Below are 25,139 nucleotides of genomic sequence, written 5' to 3'. Positions count from 1 at the left end.
CATGGCGACGATGAACGAAAAAGATTACTACGAGATTCTGGGTGTCTCCAAGGACGCCACCTCGCGTGATATTCAAAAGGCCTTCCAGCAAAAGGCCCGTAAGCTCCATCCGGACGTCAATAAAGAGCCGGATGCCGAGGAAAAGTTTAAAGAGGTTTCCGAGGCCTACGCCGTGCTTTCGGATGAGCAAAAACGTGCGCGCTACGACGCCATGCGTTCTGGCAATCCCTTTGCCGGTGCTCCTACGGCTTCGCCCTATGGTGGCGGCTACGCCGGCAGCACGGGCTATGGCAATCCCTTTGAGGGCGGCTTTCCCTTTGGTGGCGCCTGGGGCCAGCAGCGTCGCGGCCAGGCTGCCTACAATCCCGAGAACGGCGCCAACGTGGTCGTCGATATCAAACTCGACGCCAAGGAGGCCAAGGGCGGTGCCCGCAAGACCGTCCGCTACACGCGCTTCGATACCTGTGGTCACTGCGGCGGCTCGGGCTCTGTTTCGTCCGAGCATGCACATACCTGCCCGAGCTGCGGTGGCCGCGGCCACATCGACGTCGACCTGTCCTTCCTGTTTGGTGCGGGCACGTTCCAGTCGGTCTGCCCCGAGTGCGGCGGTTCCGGTAAGGTCGTGGCCGACCCCTGCCCCGATTGCGGTGGCAGCGGGCGAACCCGTGTGACCTCCGAGCAGACGATTGAGTTTCCTGCCGGCACGCACGATGGCGACGAGGTCCGCATTAGCGGCATGGGCCATGCTGGCACTAACGGTGCCGCGGGCGGCGACCTGGTCGGCCGCGCCCATGTTGAGGCCGAGCGCTTGGAAGGCAAAGCTCGTACTGGCTTTTACCTGATGGGCATTGTGGCGCCGTTTTTGGTGCTGTCGGCCATCTCGGGCGTGTTCTCGGCCTTTGCCGTGATGTGCTTTATTCCGTTTACCATGGGCCTGTTCATGGTGCTTTCGGACGGTGTGCTTCATCGCAGCCTGCTGTGGTGGAAGCGCGGTGCGATGCAGTTTGCCAACGGTTTTGCCAACGGCTTCATGTTCGCGCTCGTGTCGGTTTGGTTCGCGAGCTGCTCGCAACGGGCCATGCTTTCGCCGTATCAAATGCAATAACATCAAACCCTTTGTTTGCGGTCGGCCCAGCTTGGGTATAGGGCGCACTGTGACAATAATGAAAGTCGGAAGGATTCGGTCGTGTCGGTAAATAGGGATTACTACGAGGTGCTTGGCGTCGACAGGGATGCCGACGCGCGGACGATTAAGCGTGCGTTTCTAAAGAAGGCCCGTACCGTACATCCGGATGTTTCGGACGATCCCGAGGCCGAGGCCAAGTTCAAGGAGCTCAACGAGGCCTATTCCGTTCTTTCCGATGAGCAGAAGCGTGCTAACTACGACCGTTACGGCACTGCCGACGTTCCTGGTGGTTCGGGCTATGTCGACATCAACGATATCTTTGGTGGCATGGGCATGGACGACCTGCTCTCGTCGTTCTTTGGCGGTGGCGCCGGTGGTGGCGCCCGCAGCCGTCGTGAGCGTCGTCGCGGACGTGACATGGCCATCTCCCTTTCGGTGACCCTTGAGGAGGCGGCGCTCGGTTGCAAAAAGACGATCAGCTATGATCGCCTTGCTCCCTGCGAGGACTGCAACGGTACCGGTAGGGCCGAGGGTGCACAGGAAAAGCAGTGCAGTCGCTGCCACGGTACGGGCTACGTCACGACGGTTCAGCGATCGTTTTTGGGCCAGGTTCAGTCTTCCTCGCCTTGCCCCGACTGCCATGGCGAGGGCACGGTTATCGACCATCCCTGCGAGACCTGCGACGGTCAGGGCCGCACGCCTTCGCACGAAAAGATCGACATCGATATTCCCGCTGGCGTTTCGACCGGTCGCCAGCTGCGTGTGAGCGGCTTTGGCGAGGCCGGCCTTCGCGGCGAGCCTTCGGGCGACCTGATTGTCAACGTGCGCGTTGCCGACCATGAGCGCTTTAAGCGCAACAGTGACGACCTGTACCTGGTGAGCGATATCTCGATTGCGCAGGCTGCGCTCGGCTGCGAGATCGAGGTCGAGGGCATTATGCCCGACGAGGTTGTTAAGGTGACGGTTCCCGCCGGCGCCCAGTTCGGCGACACCGTGAGCGTCAATAATTACGGCATGCCGCGCATTGGCGGTGGCGGTTCGCGCGGTCGTCTGATTGTGCAGCTGCGCGTGGTCGTTCCCACCAATCTTTCCAATAAGCAACGCGAGCTGCTCCGTGCTTTTGCCGACGAGATGGGCGATGACGTCGCTTCCGGTAAGAAGTCGGTGACCGACCGTATCAAGAGTGCCCTCGACGATATCCTCGATTAAGGAGCCCGCGTGCTCGCACCCCATATTTCCGTCGTCAACCTCGGCTGCCGTGTAAACCGGGTTGAGTCTGACCGTATCACTGCCGATCTTATGCGCCTGGGCTTTGCTATGGTGGAGCCCCAGGATGCCGATCTGATCGTCATTAACACTTGTGCCGTTACGGGCGAGGCCGAGGCCAAGACCCGTAAGGCCGTCCGTCATGCGCTGGCCCATCCAAACGAGCCCTATGTGGTCGTGACCGGATGCGTGGTCAATTTGCATCCCGAGGAGCTGTCGGAGCTTTCGGATCGCGTGATTGCCGAGCCGTCCAAGATAGATGTCGCCGAACGTGTATGCGAGGTGCTGGGTGTTGAGTCCGATAGCGTTCCCGCCTGCAGCGATGGCGAGGTGGTCGATGCGCTCGGTCGCTCTCGCCTGGGCGTGAAGATTCAGGATGGCTGCAACCATCGCTGCACCTATTGCATTGTGTGGAAGGCGCGCGGCCCCGAGCGCTCCGTGCCCGTCGAGTCCGTGCTCGAGCAAGTTCGCGAGGCCCAGGAGGCCGGCGTGCCCGAGGTGGTGCTGACCGGTGTGAACCTGGGTGCCTACGATGGCAAGAGCGCGACCGACGAGCACGTCGAAATCGATGAGCTGCTCGAGGCCATCATGGAGCGCACGTCTATTCCGCATGTGCGCATTTCCTCGGTCGAGCCCATGGATATCTCCGAGCGCCTGCTTAAGGTTATGGCGCGCTTTCCGCAGCGTATCGCCCCGTTTTTGCACCTGCCCGTGCAGTCCGGCTGCACGGCGACCCTGCATCGCATGGGCCGTCCCTATAGTGCGGAGGCCTTTGAGGACACGGTGCGTATGATTCGCGCCAATCTGCCGCAGGCGTCACTTTCTTGCGACGTTATTGTCGGCTTCCCTGGCGAGACGGACGAGGAGTTCGAGGAGTCGCTGGCGCTGTGCCGCCGTGTGGGTTTCTCGCGTATGCACGTGTTCCGCTACAGCAAGCGTCCCGGTACCCTTGCTGCCGACATGCCCGACCAGGTTCCGCCCGAGGTTATGGCCGAGCGCAGCCGCCGTATGCGGGCCGCTGCACAGGAGCTCGCTATTGCCGACGCTCGCCGTCGCGTGGGCACGGTCGAGCGTGCCGTGCTCGAGTATGGCGACAACCTGACGCTCGGCTCGTTCCATCATGCCCGTCTTGACGATACCTGTGGACTTACAGCCCCGTGCCTGCTCGATGTTGCTATCATCGGAGTCGATGATTCCGGCTTGGTCCATGCACGCAGGGAGGTTCATGGAAGCCTCGAAGATTAGACTTACCGTTCCCGAGGGGATTGATCCCTCGCGCGTTTTGGGCGCCGGCGACGGCGTCCTTCGTGCGCTCGAGAGTTTGGTTCGCGCTCATGTGGTCGCCCGTGGCGATAGCATCTCCGTGAGCGGCGACCCGGACGAGGTCGAACTCGTGGCGCGCTTTTTCGAGCACGCTTTTTGCGAGGCGGCCGCCGGGCGCACGCTGTCTGCCGACGATGTCTCTCGCTGCCTGGCCGTCTTGCGCGACGGTGAGCACGAGGCTACGTCGCTTCGCGATGACGTGCTGCTTTCGTATCGCGGCCGCGTCATTCGCCCCAAGACGCTCGGCCAAAAGCGCTATGTGGATGCCATCCGCACGCATACCATCACGTTTGGCCTGGGTCCTGCCGGCACCGGTAAGACCTATCTGGCCATGGCGCTCGCCGTTGCCGCGCTCAAGCGTCACGAGGTGGGCCGTCTGATCTTGACGCGTCCGGTTGTCGAGGCGGGGGAGAATCTGGGCTTTTTGCCCGGCACCCTCGAGGAAAAGATCGATCCCTACATGCGTCCGCTTTACGACGCCCTTTTTGACATGATGGATCGCGAGCGCACCGATGAGCTTATGGAGCGCGGCGTGATCGAGATCGCCCCGCTTGCCTACATGCGCGGCCGCACGCTGAGTGATGCCTTCGTGGTGCTCGACGAGGCACAAAATACCACGCCCGAGCAGATGAAGATGTTCCTGACGCGCCTGGGCTTCAACTCCAAGTTCGTGATTACCGGCGACCTGAGCCAGCGTGACCTGGTGGGTCGTCGCGGCGGTCTTGCCGACGTTGAGCAGATTTTGGGCCGTGTCGACGATGTCGCATTTTCTCACCTCGAGCGTGCCGACGTGGTGCGCCATGCCTTGGTGGGGCGTATCGTCGAGGCATACGATGCTTATGATGATGTGCGCGAGAAACGCGTACGTGACCGAAAGGAGTCCCGTTGAGTGTATTGATCAGCAACGATGCCGAGCTCGATACGCTGCTCGACGCGCAGGAGGTAGAGCACATCTGCGAGGTCGTGCTTGCCGCCGAGGGCGTTGAACGTGAAGTCGAGATTTCCCTTTCGTATGTCGACGAGGACGAGATGCGCGAGCTCAACCACGAGTGGCGCGGTATCGACCGCACCACCGATGTGCTCTCGTTTGAGTGCGATTCGGCCTTTGACGATGACATTCCCGCCGATGAGACGCTCGAGCTCGGCGATATTATCTTGGCCCCGCAGGTTATTGCCCGTCAGGCCCCCGGTTTTGGCAATAGCCCTGCTGACGAGTGCCGTCTGATGCTCGTACACGGCATGCTGCACCTGCTGGGCTATGACCACATCGAGGACGACGAGGCCGAGGTCATGGAGGCCCGCGAGGACGCCATCCTGCGCGATCTGGCGCTCGAGCGCGGCGAGGACCCCAAACTCGTTCACGTCGGCCCCATCACCAATCATGCCCACGACTAGGAGCCGCTTATGATTCCCGGATCGAACAAGGACCATCCGTCCTTTTTAAAGTCGTTCTCCTACGCCATGGAGGGCTTCGTCACCGCCGTCAAGACCGAGCGCAACATTAAGGTTATGCTCGTAGCGGGCGTGTGCACCATCATTGCCGGCTGCATTGTGGGGCTCGACATTGCCGAGTGGGCCACGATTATCATCTGCTGCGGCCTGGTGATTCACGGCGAGCTGTGCAATACCGCCATGGAGGCCATTGTCGATCTGGCGACCCAGGAGCTCCATCCGCTGGCAAAACGCGCCAAGGACATCGCCGCCGCCTCGGTATACGTACTTTCAATCACCGCCGCGATTGTGGGCTTGCTGGTATTTGCCCACGCGCTCGGCTTTATTTAGAAAGGGATTCCCATGTCCGACAATATGCAGCCTATCGATGAAATTTTGGACGACGAGTCCCCGGATGCTAAGGCGACCGAGGCCTATGAGGAAGTCGAGGAGTTCGACCCGTTTGAGGGCATGAGCGACGAGGAACTCGACGCCCTGTGCGACGAGGACGACAGCCTCGCGGGCTTTGGCGACGTTGAGCCCGGTTTCCGCAGTGGCTTCGTGGCCTTGGTCGGCCGCCCCAACGCCGGTAAGTCAACGCTGCTCAACGCCTGCTATGGCAAAAAGGTCGCCATCACCTCGCCGGTGGCCCAGACGACCCGCCGCCGCATGCGCGCCGTCGTCAACCGCCCCGGCTACCAGCTGGTCTTTGTCGATACCCCGGGTATCCACAAGCCCAAGGACGGTCTAGGGTCTGAGCTCAATAAAAGTGCACTGTTCGAGCTGAACGATGTCGATGTTGTCGCGTTTTTGATTGATGCCACCAAACCGATCGGCAGGGGAGACGCCTGGGTTGCCGAGCGTGTCAGATGCGCCCGTTGCAAGAAGGTCCTGGTGCTCACCAAGGCCGATGAAGCCGACCCCGCACAGGTCATGGAGCAGCTTAAGGCCGCCCACGAGCTTATGGAATATGACGACGAGATCGTGACGTCGTCGGTCAAGAACTTTAACGTCGATGCCTTCATCGAGACCGTTGCGCACTTTTTGCCCGAGGGTCCGCGTTGGTTCCCCGAGGACATGGGTACCGACGCTTCCGATGAGACGCTCGTTGCCGAGTTTGTGCGCGAGAAGGTCTTGCGCCGTACCCGTGATGAGATCCCGCACTCCGTGGGCGTGATTTGCGATGCGCTTGAGCAGACCAAGAAGGTGCTGCGCGTGCACGCCACCATTTACGTCGAGCGCGAGGGCCAAAAGGGCATCATCATCGGCAAGGGCGGCGAGATGATCAAACATATCGGCATCGACGCCCGTCGCGACCTTGAGCGCATTTTTGGCACCCAGGTCTTTTTGGAGCTGGACGTGAAGGTCAAGGCCGGCTGGCGTGACGACGAGGCCCAGATTCGCCGCTTTGGCTATAACGCCGAGGATTAGGGACACGCGGCGCGAATGGCAGGCTCCCGGACATATCGCACGATGGTGCTCGTCCTCGATAAGGCGAAGCTCAAAGAGACGGACCTGATCCTGACGATGCTTGACGAGCGGGGTCGGCAGGTTCGTGCCGTGGCAAAGGGCGCCCGCAAACCCGGCGGACGCCTGGCTGCGCGCTGCGAGATGTTCTGTACCGTTGATCTGCTGCTTGCGCATGGACGGTCGCTCGACGTGGTTTCCCAGGCCGAGCTTATGGAGGCGCCGCTCGGCGCTGCTCCCGATTACGAGATGACATGCGCCGCAAGCGCGATCGCCGAGGTCGCGCGCGTGTGCTCGTTCGAGGACGCCGAGGACCCGTTTACCTTTGCCATCACGCAGCGGGCGCTCACACTTGTCGGCAGCGGGCTCGACGCGGCACATATGGACCTGCTCGTGGCGGCCTTTGTTTTTAAATTGCTGTCGCACGTTGGCTACCGACCCGATTTTTCGGCATGCGTGCTGTGCGGAGACCCGATGCTGTCGTATTTTTCGCCCCAGGCGGGCGGCCTCATGTGCGGGTCGTGCGCGTCGAGCGTGCCCGGTGCCGAGCTGGTGTCGACCGGTGAGGTCGCCTGGCTGCGCGCCCTTATGGGCATGACCTTCGACGAGCTTATGGTTCAAAAGATCGACCCGCATACTGCGGCGTTTTTGCTCGGGCTTTCGCATGTCTGGGCGGCAACACATACCGATCAGCGGCTCCGTGCGATGGAATTCATGTTGGGTCGGTGATGATGCGCAGGCGCAGGCTGCTTGTGGTAACATACCGACCTGTTGGTACCTCGACCTTGGTTGCTCGCTCCACCGGCGGCTTCCCAGTCCGAGGCGAATCGAGTCGCCCGCGGGCGACGTAAAACGAAAGGTGAAACAATGACTGTTTCCAAAGAGCGCAAGGCGGAGCTGACTGCACAGTTCGGTAACACCCCGGTCGACACCGGCAACCCCAAGGTTCAGGTCGCCATCCTGAGCGAGCGCATCAAGGAGCTGACCGAGCACATGAAGTCCCACCAGAAGGACTTCCATACCCGTCGTGGCCTGCTCATGCTCGTCGGCCGTCGTCGTCGTCTTCTCTCCTACATCAAGAAGAACGACATCGTCGAGTACCGTGAGCTCATCAAGGCTCTGGGCATCCGCGACAACATCCAGTAGGATTTGTACATGCTAAGAGCGTCCTGCGTAGCGGGGCGCTCTTTTTGTGTAAGGGCGTGAACAATCACGCTCTGAAGCGTGGCGGGGGCAGGGGGCCCGCGTCACATGAGAAGCCCGCAGGCAAGGGGCCTGTGGGGTAAAGGAGAACAATGACACTCGTATCCAAGACCTTTGAGCTGTACGGCAAGACCTACACCTTTGAGTCGGGCGAGCTTGCCAAGCAGGCCACCGGCGCCTGTCTGGTCAAGCAGGGCGACACCACGATGCTCGACACCGTGGTCGTCTCCAAGGAGCGTAAGAACTACGACTTCTTTCCGCTGACCGTCGACTTCAACGAGAAGATGTACGCCGCCGGCCGCATCCCGGGTGGCTACCTCAAGCGTGAGGGCCGTCCCAGCGAGAAGGCCACGCTCACGGCCCGTATGATCGACCGCCCGATTCGTCCGAGCTTCCCGGACGGCTTCCGCAACGAGGTGCACATCGTCGCCACCTCGCTCGTCGCCGACCAGGTCAACCCCTTTGACGTCATCAACGTCATGGGTGCTTCCCTGGCCATGACGCTCGGCGGCGTGCCCTTTGAGGGCCCGCTTGCCTGCGTGCGCATCGGCCGTAACGTGGAGACCGGCGAGTTTATCGTCAACCCCACCTATGAGGAGCGCGAGAACTCCGATCTGGATCTGGAGCTGGGTGGCTCCGCCGACTTCATCTCGATGGTCGAGGCCGGCGCCGAGGAGATCTCCGAGGACGACATGCTCGCCGCCATGAAGTTTGGCCAGGAGGCCCTTGCTGCCTTCTGCCAGGCTCAGGACGAGTTTGTCGCCGAGTGGGAGCAGGTCAACGGCGCCATCGTCAAGAAGGAGTACCCGCTCGACCAGCCCGTCGAGGAGGTCCAGGAGCGCATCTTCGCCCACTACGACGAGATGGCAGCCGCCCTTCGCGACGCCGACAAGCTCTCCCGTATCGGTAAGGTCGAGGCTCTGAAGGAGTCCATCCGTGCCGAGTTCACCGAGGAGGAGCAGGCCGCTTGGGAGCGCGAGATCCCCGTGGCGCTCAAGAAGCTCGAGAAGAAGGCTATGCGCACCATGGTCGTCGAGACCGGTGAGCGCGTCGACGGCCGTGCCGCCGATGAGATTCGCCCCATCATGGTGAAGGATAACTACCTGCCGCTCGTTCACGGCTCCGGTCTGTTCCAGCGTGGCCAGACCCAGGTGCTTTCCGTCCTGTCGCTCGGTATGCTCAACGAGGGCCAGCGTCTGGATACCATCGAGCCCACCGAGGGCAAGCGCTACATGCACCACTACAACTTCCCGCCGTTCTGCACCGGCGAGACCGGCCGCATGGGCAGCCCCAAGCGCCGCGAGATCGGCCACGGCAACCTGGCCGAGCGCGCTCTGCTTCCGGTGCTCCCCGACGAGAACGAGTTCCCCTACGCCATCCGCGTCGTCTCCGAGGTCATGGAGTCCAACGGCTCCTCTTCGATGGCTTCGACCTGCGGCTCCACGCTCGCCCTTATGGACGGCGGCGTGCCCATTAAGCGCCCGGTCTCCGGTATCGCCATGGGCCTGATCCAGGAGGAGGGCAAGACCGTGGTCCTGTCCGACATCCAGGGTCTCGAGGACTTCCTGGGCGACATGGACTTTAAGGTCACCGGCACCACCGAGGGCATCACCGCCCTGCAGATGGACAACAAGGCCACCGGCCTTACCTTTGACATCCTGGCCCGCGCCCTGCAGCAGGCCAAGGAGGGTCGTGCGTACATCCTGCAGAAGATGCTCGATGTGATCCCCGAGCCGCGCCACACCACGCGCAGCACCGCCCCGCGCATCGTCTCCATCCAGGTCCCGACCGACAAGATCCGCGACGTCATCGGTTCCGGCGGCAAGGTCATCCGCGGCATCCAGGACGAGACCGGCGCTTCGGTCGACATCCAGGAGGACGGCACCGTCTTTGTCGGCGGCACCGGCGAGTCCGTCGACCAGGCCGTCGAGCGCATCAAGCTCATCATCAAGGTTCCCGAGCCGGGCGAGGAGTACACCGGTCGCGTTGTCTCCATCCAGCCGTTCGGCGCCTTCGTGAACCTGCTGCCCGGTAAGGACGGCCTGCTGCACATCTCCCGCGTCGCCAAGGGCCGCGTGGAGAAGGTCGAGGATGTCCTCAACGTGGGCGATGAGGTCAAGGTCGTCGTCATCGAGGTCGACGATCGCGGTAAGATCTCGCTCGATCGCCTGGATAAGCCCGAGGCCCCGGCTCGCGCCGAGGGTGCCCCCGAGGGCGACGGCGAGCACTTCCAGCGCCGTGAGCGTCCGCGTCGCGAGCGCTCCGAGCGCAGCGACCGTCCGCGCCGTCCCGGCGACAACGGAGGCCGCAAGCCCCGCCGTCACCACGACGCCGAGTAACAGCCGCACATAAGCAGCTCACCTAGGGCGACTCCGTTATGGGGTCGCCCTTTTGCCATTCCCGGCGGGGTCCGCGGGTAAAGTTTCCTGCTCTACAGTCCTGCTCACGACGGAGGCCACATTAAGTGGCCTCCTGTTCGTGCGGAACTCGCGATAAACTTTACCCGCGGACCCCGCCGGGAATGGCAAAAGGGCTGGTTGGTGCGGGCTGCAATTTTGTCAGAAAGTCTATTGAGTGATCAGATATTAGATCTCTAGATAATTGTATGTGCAGCATTTCCCCAGATAAAACCTACCAAAATATACCTGACCCTTTTTGGCAGGTCTGGGCTCAGATGGGGCTTTGATGCATGGGTGGTCTGTTGTTGTGCAAATGGGTATCATACTGTGGTTAATGCGTCGACTCCATGATGCATGTTTGTACGTTCCCGACGGTCGGTTTGCCAGAAGCGCCCCGTCGGTTGTTCCAGACCCGTTTCGAAGAAAGGAAACAGCACTCACCTATGGCAGCTAAAAAATCATCTCCCTTGAAGATCATCCCGCTTGGCGGCCTTGACGGTATCGGCAAGAACATGACGGTCTTCGAGTGCGGCGACGACATGGTACTCGTCGACGCTGGCCTCATGTTCCCCGACGACTCCCAGCCCGGTATCGACCTGGTGCTTCCTGACTACACCTACGTTCTTGAAAACGAGGAGAAGCTCCGCGGTATCGTCGTCACCCACGGCCACGAGGACCACACCGGTTCGCTTCCGTACCTGCTGCAGGACCTCAACAACAAGGTGCCCATCTTCTCGAGCAAGCTGACGCTTGGCTTTATCGAGGGCAAGCTTTCTGAGTTCCGCATTCGCGCACCCAAGTTCCGCGAGGTCAAGGGCGGCAGCCATGTCAACCTCGGTGGCATCTCGCTCGACTTCTTCTCGATGACGCACTCCATCCCCGGCGCTCTGGGCGTGTTCATCCGCACCAATCAGGGCACCGTTATGCACACCGGCGACTTTAAGCTCGACCAGACGCCCATCGACGGCGTCACGCCCGACTATGCCGCTATCAGCCGCTTTGCCAAGCAGGGCATCGATCTGCTGCTTTCCGACTCCACCAATGCCACGGTTCCCGGCTTTACCAAGTCCGAGGCCGAGGTTGGTCCCAACTTGCTGCACGCCATCAAGAACGCCCCGGGTCGCGTGTTCGTCGCGTCGTTCTCGAGCCATATCCATCGCCTGCAGCAGATCTGCGATGCCGCCCGCAAGTGCGGCCGTAAGGTCGTTGTGACCGGTCGCTCCATGCTCACCAACACCCGCGTTGCGCGCGAGCTGGGCTACCTCAACATCGACGATGCCGATATCATCGATGCCTTCGATATCGATAACCTGCCCGACGACAAGATCGTCGTCATGTGCACCGGTTCGCAGGGCGAGCCGCTGTCGGCCCTGTCCCGCATGGCCAACGGAGAGCACAAGACGCTCTCCATCCACGAGGGCGATACCGTCATCCTCTCGGCAACTCCTGTTCCCGGCAACGAGAAGGCCGTCCAGCAGGTCGTCAACAGCCTGGCCAAGCTCGGTTGCGACGTGTGGGATAAGAACCGCGCTCTTGTCCACGTCTCGGGCCACGGTAGCCAGGAGGAGCTCAAGCTCCTGATGGCCATGGCCAAGCCCACGTACTTTATGCCGGTTCACGGTGAAGCCGTGCATCTGCGCGCCCATGCCCAGCTGGCTCGCAAGATGGGCATCAAGGACGATCATATCTTTATCCTCGATAACGGCGACACGCTCGAGATGCGCGGCGGTATCGTCAAACGCGGTACGCCCGTCGAGTCCGGCGTCGTCTACGTCGACGGCCTGCGTATCGGCGATACCGACCCCATTGTCCTGCGCGATCGCCAGAAGCTCGCCAACGACGGCATGGTCACGGCCGTTGCTATCGTCTCGCTCAAGCACAAGAAGATCGAGGCCATCGAGTTCTCGGGCCGCGGCGTCTCGTTTGCCATCGACGACCAGTTCTCCGAGGATGCCTCCGCGTCCATTATGAAGACGATCGAGAAGGGCAAGTTTAGCTTTACGAGCAGCGGCTCCGATGCCATTCGCAAGGCCGTGCGCGATTCGCTCTCCAACTTTATTTGGAGCCGTACGCGCACCCGTCCGATGATCATCCCGGTCGTCATGGAGGTTTAGTTTGGCGCGCGGATCTGCACAAAACGCCAAAGGCAATAAGGCCAATAACCAACCGGCATCTGCTAAGGGTGCCGGTTCCCATCTGCGTGCCAATAAGGGCCACGAGGCCGACTTCGACGATTTTGAGCCCCTGGTCGAGCCCTCGGCCAACCGCGATATCGCCGGCGTGGTCATCGCCGTTTTGGCGATTGCGTCCTTCATTGCCGTGATTTCGCCGGCGACCGCACCCGTTACGGCTGCGGTTGCCGGTTTCTACCACCTGGGCTTTGGTCTGGGCGCCTACGTGCTGCCGATCGTCATTTTGCTGTTTGCCGCCACGCTCTTTTTAGGTGAGGACTCGCCGCTCAACGCGCGCTCGGTCGCGGGCGGAGCCGTGGTCTTTATCGCCGTTGTCTCCATTCTTTCTCTGATGGTGCCGGGTACGAGCGACTCGTGTGACCTTATGTTCACGCCGCAAAATCTGTCCGCCTCGGGTGGCTACATCGGTGCGTTTATTGCGAGTGCGCTGCAAAATGCCCTGGGTAAGCCTATCGCGATGGTAGTCCTGCTGGGCCTTGTCGTCGTGGGCTTGGTCATCATTGGCTTTTCGGTGGGCGGCGTTTTGCGCTCTGCCCGCGACCGTGCGGCAGATTTTGCCGAGCGCCGTCGTGCCGACGTCAACGCGAGTCCGTGGGGTGACGACGAAGCTCTGTCGGTGCCCGGCGTTGCCCGTCCGCACCTGAGCATTCTTCGTCAAAAGGGTTCCGATGCTGCCGTGACCATGGTCATGGGCAACGATGCGGACCCGGTTTTGGACGATGACGACGAGGATGAGGATCCGTTTGTCGACGTGTCCGATGCCGTGGAGGCCGAGCGCGCTAAGACGACGCTGCTACCACGCCGTCATGCCAAGAAGGGCAAGACGGTTCCCAAGCTCAATACGAGTGAGCCCGACCCGTCTTGGTCCGAGAGCGAGATTGAGCTCACCGAGGGCGATGACGAGGACGACGAGGCTCCGATTGAGATCGCAAAGACAACTTTGCTGCCGCGTCGCCATGCAAAGCGCGACCAGGTAACCGGTCAGCTTTCGATGGAAGACGACCCCGATAAGATCGACGAGTCCGAGCCGCCGTTTGCCGTGAATCCTGTCTCGGCAGCACCTCAGATCCCCGACTTCTTGAAGCATCCCAAGGTTGCCGATGCGCCTGCCTTGAGTGCTGTCGAATCGGCTGCGGCTAGCGATGGGGGAGCGGACGGCGGCGCCGCAGATAACGAGGGCGAAGAAGAGGACGGCCTCAAACTTCCGCCACTTGAGATTCTGCATGCCAACCCGCAGTCGGCTTCCTCCGCGTCTTCTGACAAGGAGCTGGAACAGACTGCCGAGTCGCTTCAGTCCACCTTGCTGGAGTTTGGTCGTAGTGCCCGCGTGGTCGGCTGGATCGCCGGCCCCACGGTGACGACCTTTAAGCTGCAACCTGGCGAGGGCGAGCGCGTGAGCAAGATTTCGAGCCTCGAGGACGATATCGCGCTATCGCTTGCTGCCCAGTCGGTGCGTATCTTTGCCCCGATCCCCGGCACCTCGCTCGTGGGCATCGAGATTCCCAACCGCAAGCGCCAGAACGTCAACCTGGGCGACGTGTTGCCCTATGTGAAGGGCGGTCCGCTCGAGCTGGCCATCGGTCGAGATGCCGAGGGCACGCCGGTCGTCGCCGACCTTGCCAAGATGCCCCACCTGCTGATCGCCGGCACGACCGGTTCTGGTAAGTCGGTGATGATCAACTCCATCATCACGACCCTGCTCATGCGCGCGCTTCCCGAGGACGTTCGCCTGATCATGGTCGACCCCAAGCGCGTCGAGCTTGCGGGCTATAACGGTTTGCCGCATCTCTATGTGCCCGTGGTGACCGAGCCCAAGCAGGCCGCGAGCGCTCTGCAATGGGCCGTGTCCGAGATGGAGCGTCGCCTGAAGGTCTTCGAGCGTCTCAACGTGCGTAAGATCTCGACCTACAACGAAAAGCAGGCCGCCGGCGAGTTTGAGCATTACGACAACCCGCCGCAAAAGATGCCCTACCTGGTCATCATCATTGACGAGCTCTCGGACCTGATGATGGTCGCCGGTAAGGATGTCGAGGCCTCGATTGTGCGTATTGCGCAGCTGGGCCGTGCCGCCGGCATTCATCTTATCGTGGCCACGCAGCGCCCCAGTTCCAACGTAGTGACGGGCCTTATCAAGGCCAACATCACCAACCGCATCGCCTTTAATGTCGCCACGGGCATCGACTCGCGCGTCATCATCGACCAGATGGGTGCCGAAAAGCTCACCGGTTTGGGCGACATGCTGTTCTCCAAGGTCGACTGGGGCAAGCCTCGCCGTATCCAGGGCTGCTTTGTCTCGGACGACGAAATCAACGAGATTGTCGAGTTCGTCAAGTCGCAGAGTGAGCCTGACTACCACGAGGAGATTCTGTCTGCCGTGGCGCCCGCTTCCATGTCCATGGCGGGTGGCGGCGGCATTGTCCGCACCGGAGTCGCCGAGCCGCAAGACGATGATCCGCTCATTTGGGAAGCCGCCCATATTGTGGTGGAATCGCAGCTTGGCTCCACATCTGGCCTGCAACGTCGTCTGAAGGTTGGCTATGCGCGTGCCGGGCGTATTATGGACATGCTGGAAGAAAAGGGTGTCGTCGGCCCGCCCGACGGTTCCAAGCCGCGCGAGGTCCTGTTGGACGAGGAGGGGCTTGCCGCGCTGGAATCTGTCGACGCCGAGATGGCACGTGAAGATCGTGAGTTTGGAGGATTCTGATGGCTGCACGCTTTGGTGACATGCTGCTCGAGCAGCGTCGCCGAATGGGCCTTTCCATTCAGCAGGTCGCCAACACCATCAAAATCAGGCCGCAGATCATCGAGTTTTTCGAGACCGGTAACTTTGCTTCGATGCCGCCGCGCGGCTATGCGCAGGGCATGATTTCGAGCTATGCTCGCTTTTTGGGCCTCAATCCGCGTGAGGTCGTCAATGCCTACTTTGACGACCTGATGGCATACGAACGCGAGACGTCGCAGCAGGGCGGTCGTTTTCAGGACGCCGCCGGCTACGTCAATTCGCGTTCCTCGGTCGATAACGGGCGCTTCCTGATGGTTCAGGGCGGTCGTTCGACCCGCTATGGACAGCGTCCTCAGCAGGCCGGTTATATTACTGAGACGGGTTCGGGCGAGGAGATTCGCTCACAGCGTGACCGGTTCCGCAGTACGCCGATGCCCGAGGACCGTGCACTTCCCGCTGCCCGCGGCGTGGCGCGTGACCCTCGTGCCGGCTACGGCGACGGCGGCTATTCCGATCGCGGTCACCGTGGTGTCTCCACCGGACGCTCTCGCGGTGGCTATGCGGATGCCGATACCACGCAGGTGACGCCGCGTCTTCGCTCTCAATCACAGCCGTATGGCCAGCGCTCTTCGGCTCCGCGTTCGGGCCAACGTGGCTATCAAGGCCGCGGTGAACTTGCGTCCCGCTCGGGTCAGCGCAGCCTTCAGGGCCAGGGCGGCTATCGCGGCCGTTCCGATAGCAATCGTGGTCGTATGCCTCAGGGAGGCGGCCGCAACAGTTCCAGTCGTGGACGCGGCGGATCACGTACTCCTCAAAACAACGGGCTCGATCCGCGTATCGTCTACGCCGGCATCGGTGCCGTGGTGTTGCTGCTGATTGTGCTCATCGTGGTGCTTCTGCGCGGCTGCGCTTCTTCGGCGCCCGAGAACACGCCCGAGACGCCCACTGCTACCAAGACTTCGACCAAGAAGTCTTCTAAGAAGACCGAAACGGTCGACGAGGACGAAGACACCGATGAGGCGACGGATGAGTCGACTGATTCGGACGCTACCAAGACGACGGCCAAGAAGGAAGAGAGCGAGGTCACGAAGGTCAAGGTCTCCGTTGCCAAGGGAAAGACCGCGTGGATTGAGGTCAAGGTCGACGGCAAGTCGGTCTATGGCGCCCAGGCGACTGGCCCCTTTGAGCAGGAGTATACGCCCGAGTCCTCGATCGAGATCACCACGTCCAAGCCTTCCGATGTCACCGTTACCAAGAACGGTGAAAAGGTCCGTTACGATACCAAGACCTCGGGCGTGGCGCGCGTGACGATCACCGTTCCCAAGAAGGAGACGTCTGATTCCGAGAATGGTGAAAGTTCTGATAGTACCGACACCACCGATGGTACCGATACCACCGACGGTACCGATGCCCAGTCCACGGATGGCGCCGATACCGCAACTGACGGTCAGACACCCACCGATTCTACCGACAATTCGTACGATAGCTACTAGGCCGCTCGTACGCGAAAGGAAACATCATGGCTAAAGATTCCAGCTTCGACGTCGTGTCCGAGGTCAACATGCAAGAGGTCGACAACGCCTTCCAGCAGACCACGCGCGAGATTTCCCAGCGCTATGACCTTAAGGATTCCGGCGCCACGATCGAGCTTTCGAAGGGCGACAAGCTCTTTACGATAAACGCCCCGGCCGACTTTGTCTCCAAACAGATTGTCGACGTGCTGAGCTCCAAGCTCATCAAGCGCGGCATCGACCTCAAGGCCGTCTCGTGGGATGCTCCGCAGGCGGCATCGGGCGGCACCGTGCGCGTGCTCGGCCATATCGTCGAGGGTATTGACCAGGCGACCGCCAAGAAGATCAACAAGGACATCAAGGATCAAAAGCTCAAGGTCAAGGTGACCATCGAGGCCGACAAGCTGCGTGTTTCCTCTGCTTCGAAGGACGCGTTGCAGACCGTGATCCAGTTCCTGCGCGACCAGGACTACGGCCAGCCGCTGCAGTTCACCAACTACCGCTAATATCAATCGAAAGGACTGCTCTCCAACATGGATACACCGTTGGGCTCCGTGCTCTACATCACCCTCGGGTGCGCTAAGAACGAGGTTGACACCGACCGCATGCGTTCTCTTTTGACCGCCGCGGGCTACGAGGAGGCATTCGACCCGCAGGATGCCGATATCGCCATCGTCAATACTTGCTCGTTCCTCGCCTCCGCAACGTCCGAGAGCATCGAGACCACGCTCGAGCTCGCCAACGAGGTTCAGGACGGCGTTCGTTCTTGCCCCATCGTCATGTGCGGCTGCGTGCCGTCGCGCTATGGCGATGACCTGCCTGACGAGCTGCCCGAGGTCGCTGCCTTTGTGAAGGCCGACGAGGAAGACGGCATCGTGGCGGTCATCGATGGCGTGCTGGGTGTCGAGCGCGAGATTGCAGCCTATATCCCGCAGGTCAAACGTACCGTCGAGGGTGCTGTCGCCTACGTCAAGATTTCCGATGGCTGCAACCGCTTCTGCAGCTTCTGCATGATCCCCTACATCCGCGGCCGCTATCATTCGCGCAATGCCGAGAGCATCATCTCCGAGGTGCGCGACCTGGTTGCCGGCGGTGTGCGCGAGATCGTGCTGATCGGCCAGGACACGGGCATCTGGGGTACCGACTTTGCCGACGAGGACGTCGCCGATGGCTCGCCGCGCAATCTGGCGCAGCTGCTGTGTGCCGTCGCCGAGGCCGTGCGCCCGCACAACGTCTGGGTCCGCGTGCTCTATCTGCAGCCCGAGGGCATGACTGACGAACTCATCGAGACGATTCGCGATACGCCCGAGGTGCTGCCCTATATCGATATCCCCGTGCAGCACTGCGACGCGCGCATTCTCAAGGCCATGCGTCGCTCCGGTTCGCGCCAGGAGCTCGAGGATCTGTTCCGCGACCTTCGCGAGCGCATCCCCGGCATCGTGATTCGTTCCACGGCCATGGTCGGCTTCCCGACCGAGACCGACGACGAGTTCCGCGACCTTATCGACTTTATGGACACCGTCGGCTTTGACTACACGAGCGTCTTTGCCTACTCGCGTGAGGAAGGTAGCCTGGCCGCCAAGATGGAGGGCCAGGTCGATGAGGAGGTCAAGCTTGAGCGCGCCCAGGAGGCCATGGATCTGGCCGAGTCGCTCGGTTTTGCCGCTACCGCCGCACATGTGGGCGAGCGCGCCCAGGTGATCGTCGACGGTATCGAAGAGACCGAGGATGGCGCCGAGCTGATCGGCCATGCCTGGTTCCAGGCGCCCGATTCCGATGGTGCGGTGCACTTGGACGCCAGCGAGGCGTCCGTGGGCGATATTCTGACTGTCGAGTTTACCGATAGCTTCTGCTATGAGCTTATCGGCCATGTTGTGGAGTAGGAGAGCATCGTGGCAAACGAGAGCAATAAGGAACTGACGAGTGTCTGGACGCCCGCCAACATCGTGACGTGCGTTCGCATCGTCTTTATCCCGGTGTTCATGATCGTCTCAGCGCTGTCTCACACGAGTGTTGCCGGTACGGATTGGAGCACTTTCGACGGCCCGCTCGCCGCCGCTGCCTTCATTCTGTATGTGATCCTGTCGTGCACCGATAAGGTCGACGGTTATCTGGCGCGCTCGCGCAACGAGATCACCGACTTCGGTAAGTTCTTGGACCCCATCGCCGACAAGCTACTGGTGTTCTCGGCCCTGCTGCTGTTCTTGGATTTTGGCGCGGTGACCGTGTGGTCCGTGTTCATTATCCTATTCCGTGAGCTGCTGGTGAGCGCCCTTCGCATGGTCGCGAGTGCGGCCGGTGTGGTCGTTGCGGCCGATAAGCTCGGCAAGTACAAGACGGCAACCACGATGGTCTCCATCTGCGGTTACCTGTGCGTTTTTGCTATGGCCGGCTTGCACCTTGGCCCGGTGGCACTGACGCTCGGCATCTACTCGGTGTCGCGCTTCTTGTACGCCGTTGCCGTTGTCCTGACCGTTATCTCGGGTGCCCAGTACTTCTGGAACTGCCGCAAGATCGTCTTTTCGGTCTAGGTCCTGGTGGGTATGACGGTCTCTTTTGAGCAGATTTCCGCACATAACGAGGAGCTGGCGCGCGATATTGTCGAGCGTGCGAGCGCTCGGGGCGTGACGGTTTCGACGGCTGAGTCGCTGACGGCGGGTATGATCGCCTCGACGATTGCGGATATCCCGGGCGCCTCGGCGGCGCTGCGTGGCGGTGCGGTGACCTACTGCGATGAGATCAAGCATCGTGTGTTGGGTGTTGAGCAGGAGACGCTCGACCGCTATACCGCGGTGTCGCATCAGACCGCGCGCGAGATGGCGGTGGGTTCGCTGGAGCTGTACCAGAGCGATATTGCAGTGAGCGCAACGGGTTATGCCGGCCCCGGCGGTGGTACTGAGGACGATCCTGCGGGCACTTTCTATATTGGCTGGGCGCATCGTTCCGCCGATGGGGGAGTGCCGGTCGTGGACTCTGTGCGCTGCCACTATGAGGGCGACCGTTCGTGTGTTCGTGCCCATGCGGTCGCGGAGGCATTGGGTCGCATTGCCCTTGTGCTCAACTCTATGGAATAGACGTGTTTTAAGGGGCCTCCGGGCCCCTTAATTGTGGAGATAGGGACCTTAGGCTCATTTGGCGTTTGTGCTGGTTGTAGATGTAATTTTGCCTGCCTTGTTCATATTTGGTCCTTTGTGGTCAAGCATTTGGTCAGTGTTTGGTCGGCGTTTGGTTGGTTTTTGGAAAGACCGCCTGCATATGATTTATCTGAACGGTTGACCACGAACAGCCGTTCGTTTATTATCGATGCAGGTTGTTAAGAGGAGGGCTATTCATGGCCAAGAATTCAGGTCCCGTACGTACCGTTCATGCTCGCACGACGGGTAAAGAGCGCGATGAGATGATCGCCACCACCAAGGCCGAGATCGAGAAGAAATTCGGCCAGGGTTCCATCATGAGGTACGGCGACGGTGGCCCCGAGCTCGAGGTCGAGGCCATCCCTACGGGCGCTCTGGCACTCGATGCCGCTCTGGGTATCGGCGGTGTGCCGCGCGGCCGAATCGTCGAGATCTACGGTCCCGAGTCCTCCGGTAAGACGACGCTTTCGCTCGAGATCTTGGCCGAGGCCCAGGCAATGGGTGGCGTTGTGGCATTTATCGATGCCGAGCACGCGCTCGATCCCACGTATGCCGCGCGCATCGGTGTGGATATCGACGAGGTGCTCATTTCCCAGCCCGATACGGGTGAGCAGGCGCTCGAAATCGTTGACATGCTTGTGCGTTCTGGTGCCATCGATGCCATCGTCGTCGACTCCGTCGCCGCGCTGACCCCGCGTGCCGAGATCGAGGGAGAAATCGGCGACACTACGGTCGGTCTTCAGGCTCGCCTGATGAGCCAGGCGCTCCGCAAGCTCGCCGGCTCGCTGTCCAAGTCCAACACGACGTGCATCTTCATTAACCAGCTGCGTGAGAAGATCGGCGTCATGTTCGGCAACCCCGAGACTACGACGGGCGGCCGCGCCCTTAAGTTCTTCTCTTCGGTTCGTATCGACATTCGCCGCATCGACAGCATTAAGCTTAAGGACGAGGTTATCGGTAACCGCGTGCGCGCCAAGGTCGTTAAGAACAAGGTGGCGGCTCCGTTCCGTTCTGCTGAGTTCGACATCATGTACGGTACGGGCATCTCTAAGGAGGGCTCGATTCTGGACATGGCTGTCGAGTGCGGCATCTGCAAGAAGATGGGCTCCTGGTTTGCCTATGGTGAGGACAAGCTCGGCAACGGTCGCGAGGCCGCCAAGGCGTTCCTGCGCGAACACCCCGATTGTGCCGACGAGATTGAGCATAAGGTCCGCCTTGCCTGCGGACTTGAGTTTGATGACGATGCTCCGTCCGAGGTCGAGCTGACCGATCAGCCTGCGCCTGAGGAGTTTGATGAGCTTTACGCCATCGATGGTTCCGCCATGCTCGATGATGACGACGAGTAGCGGTTACGCTCATGTCGTATACGGTGACCGAGGCTACGGTCGTCTTTCCCGATAAGAAGGCGGCCTCCTCGTTCTCGAGCGGGTATGCGTCTAAAAAGCCCTGCGCGCATATCGATTGTGAGCTTGAGGGCGGTTTTGAACGGTCCATTTGGATTCCCGTGCGGGTTGCGCGGCTGTATCTCAAAAACCGCCCCGATTTTCCCTGTGATTGGGATAACTTTCGTGAGGCTGTGCAGCTCATCGAGCGTAAATGTGCACTTACCATGGTGACCGAGATGTTATCACGCCGTGACCATGCGACGGGTGAGGTCCGTGACAAGCTGGCTTGCTACGGCTTCCGCCAGCCCGCGATCGATTTCGCCGTCGAGCGCGCCACCGAGTATCACTTTTTAGACGAGAACCGCTTTTGCTCGTACTTTATCGAGGAACGCAAGCGGCGCGGTTGGGGTCAGCGCAAAATCGAGACCGAACTCAAGCGTCGCCATGTCGTGCTCGATGACATTCCCGGTTATCCCGAGGAATATTTTGCCGTCGAAGACGATTTGGCGCGTGCGTCAGCCCTGCTTGCCAAGCGGCGTGTTCCAGAGACGTGCGGATTCGAAAAACTGGTTCGGTTTTTGATGGGCAAGGGCTTCTCGTATCACATTGCCGCCGATGCCGTTAAGGCACGCCTCGATGCCGAATGCGAGGAATGTGCGGTTTAGGCATATGAGTTTTGTGGTCCTGCCGTTCACCGCGTTTTAGCCGCCGTGCTGGGGCCATTTATTTGACAGTTGTTGTGGTTCAACGTACGATAAACACTGTCATTTGCTTTGTGATATGTGCTCATCTGTGATGAGTTTGTTTATATGTTTATCTGTATCCGACCCGCATAAGCTGCGCCCATATTACTCAAATGTCGCGAGCCGTTCATAAGGACGGTTCGCTTTGTTGTGTAACGAATCCATAAAAAGGAGTGAGCATGCCTATCATTGCAGCGCTCGTTGGCATCGTTTTGGGTGCCATCGCCGCCATTGCCTACATGCGCACCGCCAAGCAGGGTAGTCTTCACGAGGCCGACGAAAAGATCCAGTCGGCACACGCACAGGCTGAGTCCCTGATCGGTGATGCAAAGCGTCAGGCCGAGACCCTCAAAAAAGAGGCTCTGCTCGAGGCTAAAGAGGAGATCATCAAGAACAAGCAGACCGCCGAGGCCGAGGACAAGCAGCGTAAGAACGAGATTCGTACGCTCGAGAATCGCGTGATGCAGCGCGAGGAATCCCTTGATCGCCGCAACGACGCTCTCGACAAGCGCGAGCATCAGCTGTCCAGCCAGGCCGGTCAGGTCGAGAAGCGCTCTCGCGAGCTCGAGGAGCTCTGCGCAAAGCAGACCTCCGAGCTCGAGCGTATCGCCGACCTTACCCGCGAGGATGCCCACAAGGAGCTCCTCGATAAGGTTCGCGGCGAGGTCACCCACGAGGCCGCCACGATCATTCGCGAGTCCGAGCAGCAGGTTCGCGCCGAGTGCCACAAGACCGCCCAGGAGATTCTTTCCCTGGCGATTCAGCGCTGCGCTGCCGACCACACTGCCGAGGTCACCGTTACCTCCGTGCACATTCCCTCTGATGACCTCAAGGGCCGTATCATCGGTCGCGAGGGTCGCAACATCCGCACCTTCGAGCAGGTTTCCGGCGTCAACCTCGTGATCGACGACACGCCCGAGACCGTCGTTCTTTCGAGCTTCGACCCGGTCCGTCGTGAGACCGCCCGTGTCGCCCTCGAGAACCTCATCGCCGACGGCCGCATTCACCCTGCCCGCATCGAGGAGATGTATCACAAGGCTGCCGACCTGGTTCAGCAGCGCGTGCGCGAGGCTGGCGAGCAGGCTGCCTTCGATACCGGCATCCACGACCTGCACCCCGAGATCGTCAAGACCCTTGGTGCCTTGCGCTACCGTACCTCGTTTGGTCAGAACGTGCTTCAGCACTCCCTCGAGGTCTCTGATCTCTGCGGCGTGATGGCTTCCGAGCTTGGCCTGGACGTTGTGACCGCCAAGCGCGCCGGCCTGCTTCATGACCTGGGCAAGGCAATCGACCACGACGTCGAGGGCCCGCATGCCGTCATCGGCGCCGAGCTTGCCCGCCGTTATGGCGAGAAGCCCGTTATCGTCCACGCTATCGAGGCTCACCACGCCGATGTTGACCCCAACACGGTGCTCGATGTCCTGGTACAGGCCGCTGATGCCGTCTCTGCTTCTCGCCCCGGTGCCCGTCGCGAGTCTGCCGAGAACTACATCAAGCGTCTCGAGAAGCTCGAGGAGATCGCCAACTCCCATGACGGCGTCGAGCGTACCTATGCCATGCAGGCCGGTCGCGAGGTCCACGTCATGGTTCAGCCGGACAAGATCTCCGATGCCCAGTCCACGGTTCTGGCTCACGATATCGCCCATCAGATCGAGGAAGAGATGGAGTATCCCGGTCAGGTGCGCGTCGTCGTGATTCGCGAGAGCCGCGCTGTCGATATCGCTAAATAATATGAGCGACGCGAACGAGCTCATCTCATTTATCGCGTCGATGTCGGGGGAGGGCAACCTTCGCGTCGAGGAGAACCTTGGCGAGGGGTATGTCCGCCTCCGCGTTTCGGAGGCCGAGCGGCGCCAGGCAAAGCACGACATTCAGCATGTCGAGGATATCGTCATCGAAATGCTCCGTAATGCTCGCGATGCCGGCGCCGACAAGGTCTATCTCGCCACGACCAAGGAAGATGGCGTCCGCACGCTTGTCTTTCTGGATAACGGCTCGGGTGTTCCGCAGGATATGCAAGAGCGAATCTTCGATGCTCGCGTTACCTCAAAGCTCGAGAGCATGAAGATGGACCGTTGGGGCGTTCACGGTCGTGGCATGGCATTGTTTTCGATCAAGCAGAACACCGACGAGGCCCGCGTGGTCACGTCTGGTGTCGATCTTGGCTCAGCCTTTAAGGTGAGCGTTGCGGCCGACCGCCTCAGTGAGCGTGCCGATCAGTCCAGCTGGCCCCAGGCCGTCAAGGATGAGGACGGACGTTATGCCTGTGCTCGCGGTCCGCATAATATTATTCGCGCTGCCTGTGAGTTTGCGCTCGAGGAGTTGCGTGGTTGCGATGTCTATCTTGGTTCTCCGTCTGAGATTGCCGCGACCCTATATGCTCAGGCGTCAAGTCGGCTCGATACGTCTCGTCTCCTGTTTGTTGATGATGAGAGCGAGCTTCCGGTTGTCGATCGTTTAGGCCTTGCCTCTGATGCCGAGGACTTTATTCGTATTTGTTCGGGTTTGGGTCTTGAAATGTCCGAGCGCACGGCCCATCGCATTTTGGCAGGGCAGATTAAGCCCGTTCGCGGTGTGACTGCGCGTCTGCTGCGCGAGCGTGACTCATCCTCGCATGCGCCGGCTCCTGTCGATCTCGCGAAGGATCGTCGTGGACTGCGTATTGCCAAGGATGACATGGCACAGTTTTCGCGTGCTGTGGAGCGCGACTTTAATGACCTTGCCGCCCGGTACTATCTCAATCTTTGCGGCGGCCCAAAGATCCGTGTTTCGCGTGATCGAATCACCGTGACCTTCGATCTTGCCAAAGAGGAATAGTGCCTTTACCGAGTCCACTCGGTACGATAAAGTTATTGCAGTTAAAACGTACTTTTAAACGCAGGAGTTTCTTCATGGATTGCCTGAAGGTATCAAGCAAATCATCGCCCGCGTCCGTTGCCGGCGCCATCGCCGGCATGGTCAAGGATGGTGTACCCGTCAACATCCAGTGTGTCGGTGCCGGTGCTGTCAACCAGGCCATTAAGGCCGTTGCTATCGCGCGCGGTTTTTTGATTCCAACCGGTTTTGATATTTCCTGCGCGCCTGTGTTCTCCGACATCCTCATTAACGGGGAGTCGCGCACGGCCATCCGTCTTTCTATCTACGTTCACCAGATCAATCGAGCTGCTATGGATAACGTCGTCATGGATGATGTTAAGCCTGTGGCATAGCTTCTGCTTGCCTCGATTCGCCTCCCTT

At 60.5% G+C, this 25,139-nt stretch carries 22 protein-coding genes; all 22 read left to right on the top strand.

Annotated features, from left to right (window positions below; translation table 11 throughout):
• Position 1 precedes the first annotated feature (1 nt).
• Positions 2-1,105, top strand: coding sequence for a DnaJ domain-containing protein (locus AAAX59_RS00310; RefSeq protein WP_195644942.1), 1,104 nt, complete (start codon positions 2-4; stop codon positions 1,103-1,105).
• A gap of 81 nt (positions 1,106-1,186) precedes the next feature.
• The gene (gene dnaJ / locus AAAX59_RS00305) at positions 1,187-2,335 is read left to right on the top strand and encodes a molecular chaperone DnaJ (protein ID WP_349069918.1); all 1,149 of its coding nucleotides are present in this window, start codon (positions 1,187-1,189) and stop codon (positions 2,333-2,335) included.
• Positions 2,336-2,344: 9 nt separating this feature from the next.
• Positions 2,345-3,637 carry a MiaB/RimO family radical SAM methylthiotransferase gene (locus AAAX59_RS00300; RefSeq protein ID WP_349069916.1) on the top strand — a complete coding sequence of 431 codons (1,293 nt, stop codon included), beginning with the start codon at positions 2,345-2,347 and terminating at the stop codon, positions 3,635-3,637.
• Complete coding sequence (locus AAAX59_RS00295; protein ID WP_349069913.1) at positions 3,618-4,604, top strand: PhoH family protein; 987 nt, start codon at positions 3,618-3,620, stop codon at positions 4,602-4,604. Before AAAX59_RS00300 ends, AAAX59_RS00295 begins: the two co-directional genes overlap by 20 nt.
• A complete protein-coding gene (gene ybeY / locus AAAX59_RS00290; RefSeq protein ID WP_349069911.1) occupies positions 4,601-5,110 on the top strand; it encodes an rRNA maturation RNase YbeY in 510 nt (169 codons plus the stop codon). The genes AAAX59_RS00295 and ybeY overlap by 4 nt, the downstream gene beginning before the upstream one ends.
• A gap of 9 nt (positions 5,111-5,119) precedes the next feature.
• The gene (locus tag AAAX59_RS00285; protein WP_117635248.1) at positions 5,120-5,497 is read left to right on the top strand and encodes a diacylglycerol kinase family protein; all 378 of its coding nucleotides are present in this window, start codon (positions 5,120-5,122) and stop codon (positions 5,495-5,497) included.
• 12 nt (positions 5,498-5,509) lie between these two features.
• Positions 5,510-6,577, top strand: coding sequence for a GTPase Era (gene era / locus AAAX59_RS00280; protein ID WP_199579890.1), 1,068 nt, complete (start codon positions 5,510-5,512; stop codon positions 6,575-6,577).
• A 15-nt stretch (positions 6,578-6,592) separates the two neighbouring features.
• The gene (recO, locus tag AAAX59_RS00275) at positions 6,593-7,342 is read left to right on the top strand and encodes a DNA repair protein RecO (RefSeq protein WP_349069908.1); all 750 of its coding nucleotides are present in this window, start codon (positions 6,593-6,595) and stop codon (positions 7,340-7,342) included.
• A gap of 138 nt (positions 7,343-7,480) precedes the next feature.
• Positions 7,481-7,759: a 30S ribosomal protein S15 gene (gene rpsO, locus AAAX59_RS00270; RefSeq protein WP_035138510.1), complete on the top strand. Its 279-nt coding sequence runs from the start codon at positions 7,481-7,483 to the stop codon at positions 7,757-7,759.
• Positions 7,760-7,908: 149 nt separating this feature from the next.
• Positions 7,909-10,155 (top strand): polyribonucleotide nucleotidyltransferase, encoded by a 2,247-nt coding sequence (locus tag AAAX59_RS00265; protein WP_349069907.1) that lies wholly within the window; start codon positions 7,909-7,911, stop codon positions 10,153-10,155.
• A 503-nt stretch (positions 10,156-10,658) separates the two neighbouring features.
• A complete protein-coding gene (locus tag AAAX59_RS00260; protein WP_006235967.1) occupies positions 10,659-12,329 on the top strand; it encodes a ribonuclease J in 1,671 nt (556 codons plus the stop codon).
• Between the two features lies 1 nt (position 12,330).
• Positions 12,331-15,111, top strand: coding sequence for a DNA translocase FtsK 4TM domain-containing protein (locus AAAX59_RS00255; protein WP_349069904.1), 2,781 nt, complete (start codon positions 12,331-12,333; stop codon positions 15,109-15,111).
• On the top strand, positions 15,111-16,622 hold the full coding sequence (locus AAAX59_RS00250) for a RodZ domain-containing protein (protein ID WP_349069901.1): 1,512 nt from the start codon (positions 15,111-15,113) through the stop codon (positions 16,620-16,622). The genes AAAX59_RS00255 and AAAX59_RS00250 overlap by 1 nt, the downstream gene beginning before the upstream one ends.
• A gap of 26 nt (positions 16,623-16,648) precedes the next feature.
• A complete protein-coding gene (locus AAAX59_RS00245) occupies positions 16,649-17,146 on the top strand; it encodes a YajQ family cyclic di-GMP-binding protein (protein WP_006235971.1) in 498 nt (165 codons plus the stop codon).
• A 27-nt stretch (positions 17,147-17,173) separates the two neighbouring features.
• Positions 17,174-18,523 carry a 30S ribosomal protein S12 methylthiotransferase RimO gene (gene rimO, locus AAAX59_RS00240; protein WP_349069899.1) on the top strand — a complete coding sequence of 450 codons (1,350 nt, stop codon included), beginning with the start codon at positions 17,174-17,176 and terminating at the stop codon, positions 18,521-18,523.
• 9 nt (positions 18,524-18,532) lie between these two features.
• Complete coding sequence (pgsA, locus tag AAAX59_RS00235; RefSeq protein ID WP_040359858.1) at positions 18,533-19,171, top strand: CDP-diacylglycerol--glycerol-3-phosphate 3-phosphatidyltransferase; 639 nt, start codon at positions 18,533-18,535, stop codon at positions 19,169-19,171.
• A 12-nt stretch (positions 19,172-19,183) separates the two neighbouring features.
• Positions 19,184-19,714, top strand: a complete 531-nt coding sequence (locus AAAX59_RS00230; protein WP_349069896.1) for a CinA family protein — start codon at positions 19,184-19,186, stop codon at positions 19,712-19,714.
• Between the two features lie 257 nt (positions 19,715-19,971).
• Complete coding sequence (gene recA, locus AAAX59_RS00225; RefSeq protein WP_022094695.1) at positions 19,972-21,120, top strand: recombinase RecA; 1,149 nt, start codon at positions 19,972-19,974, stop codon at positions 21,118-21,120.
• An 11-nt stretch (positions 21,121-21,131) separates the two neighbouring features.
• Positions 21,132-21,824 carry a regulatory protein RecX gene (locus AAAX59_RS00220; protein WP_349069894.1) on the top strand — a complete coding sequence of 231 codons (693 nt, stop codon included), beginning with the start codon at positions 21,132-21,134 and terminating at the stop codon, positions 21,822-21,824.
• 257 nt (positions 21,825-22,081) lie between these two features.
• Complete coding sequence (gene rny, locus AAAX59_RS00215) at positions 22,082-23,632, top strand: ribonuclease Y (protein ID WP_349069892.1); 1,551 nt, start codon at positions 22,082-22,084, stop codon at positions 23,630-23,632.
• A 1-nt stretch (position 23,633) separates the two neighbouring features.
• Positions 23,634-24,719, top strand: coding sequence for an ATP-binding protein (locus tag AAAX59_RS00210; protein WP_349069890.1), 1,086 nt, complete (start codon positions 23,634-23,636; stop codon positions 24,717-24,719).
• A gap of 74 nt (positions 24,720-24,793) precedes the next feature.
• Positions 24,794-25,111: a stage V sporulation protein S gene (locus AAAX59_RS00205; RefSeq protein ID WP_006235982.1), complete on the top strand. Its 318-nt coding sequence runs from the start codon at positions 24,794-24,796 to the stop codon at positions 25,109-25,111.
• Positions 25,112-25,139 lie beyond the last annotated feature (28 nt).

The sequence above is a fragment of the Collinsella sp. CLA-ER-H2 genome (genome assembly GCF_040092405.1).
GTDB lineage: Bacteria > Actinomycetota > Coriobacteriia > Coriobacteriales > Coriobacteriaceae > Collinsella.
Note: the sequence above shows the minus strand (reverse complement) of the source record. Positions and strands in the feature narration are given on the sequence as shown.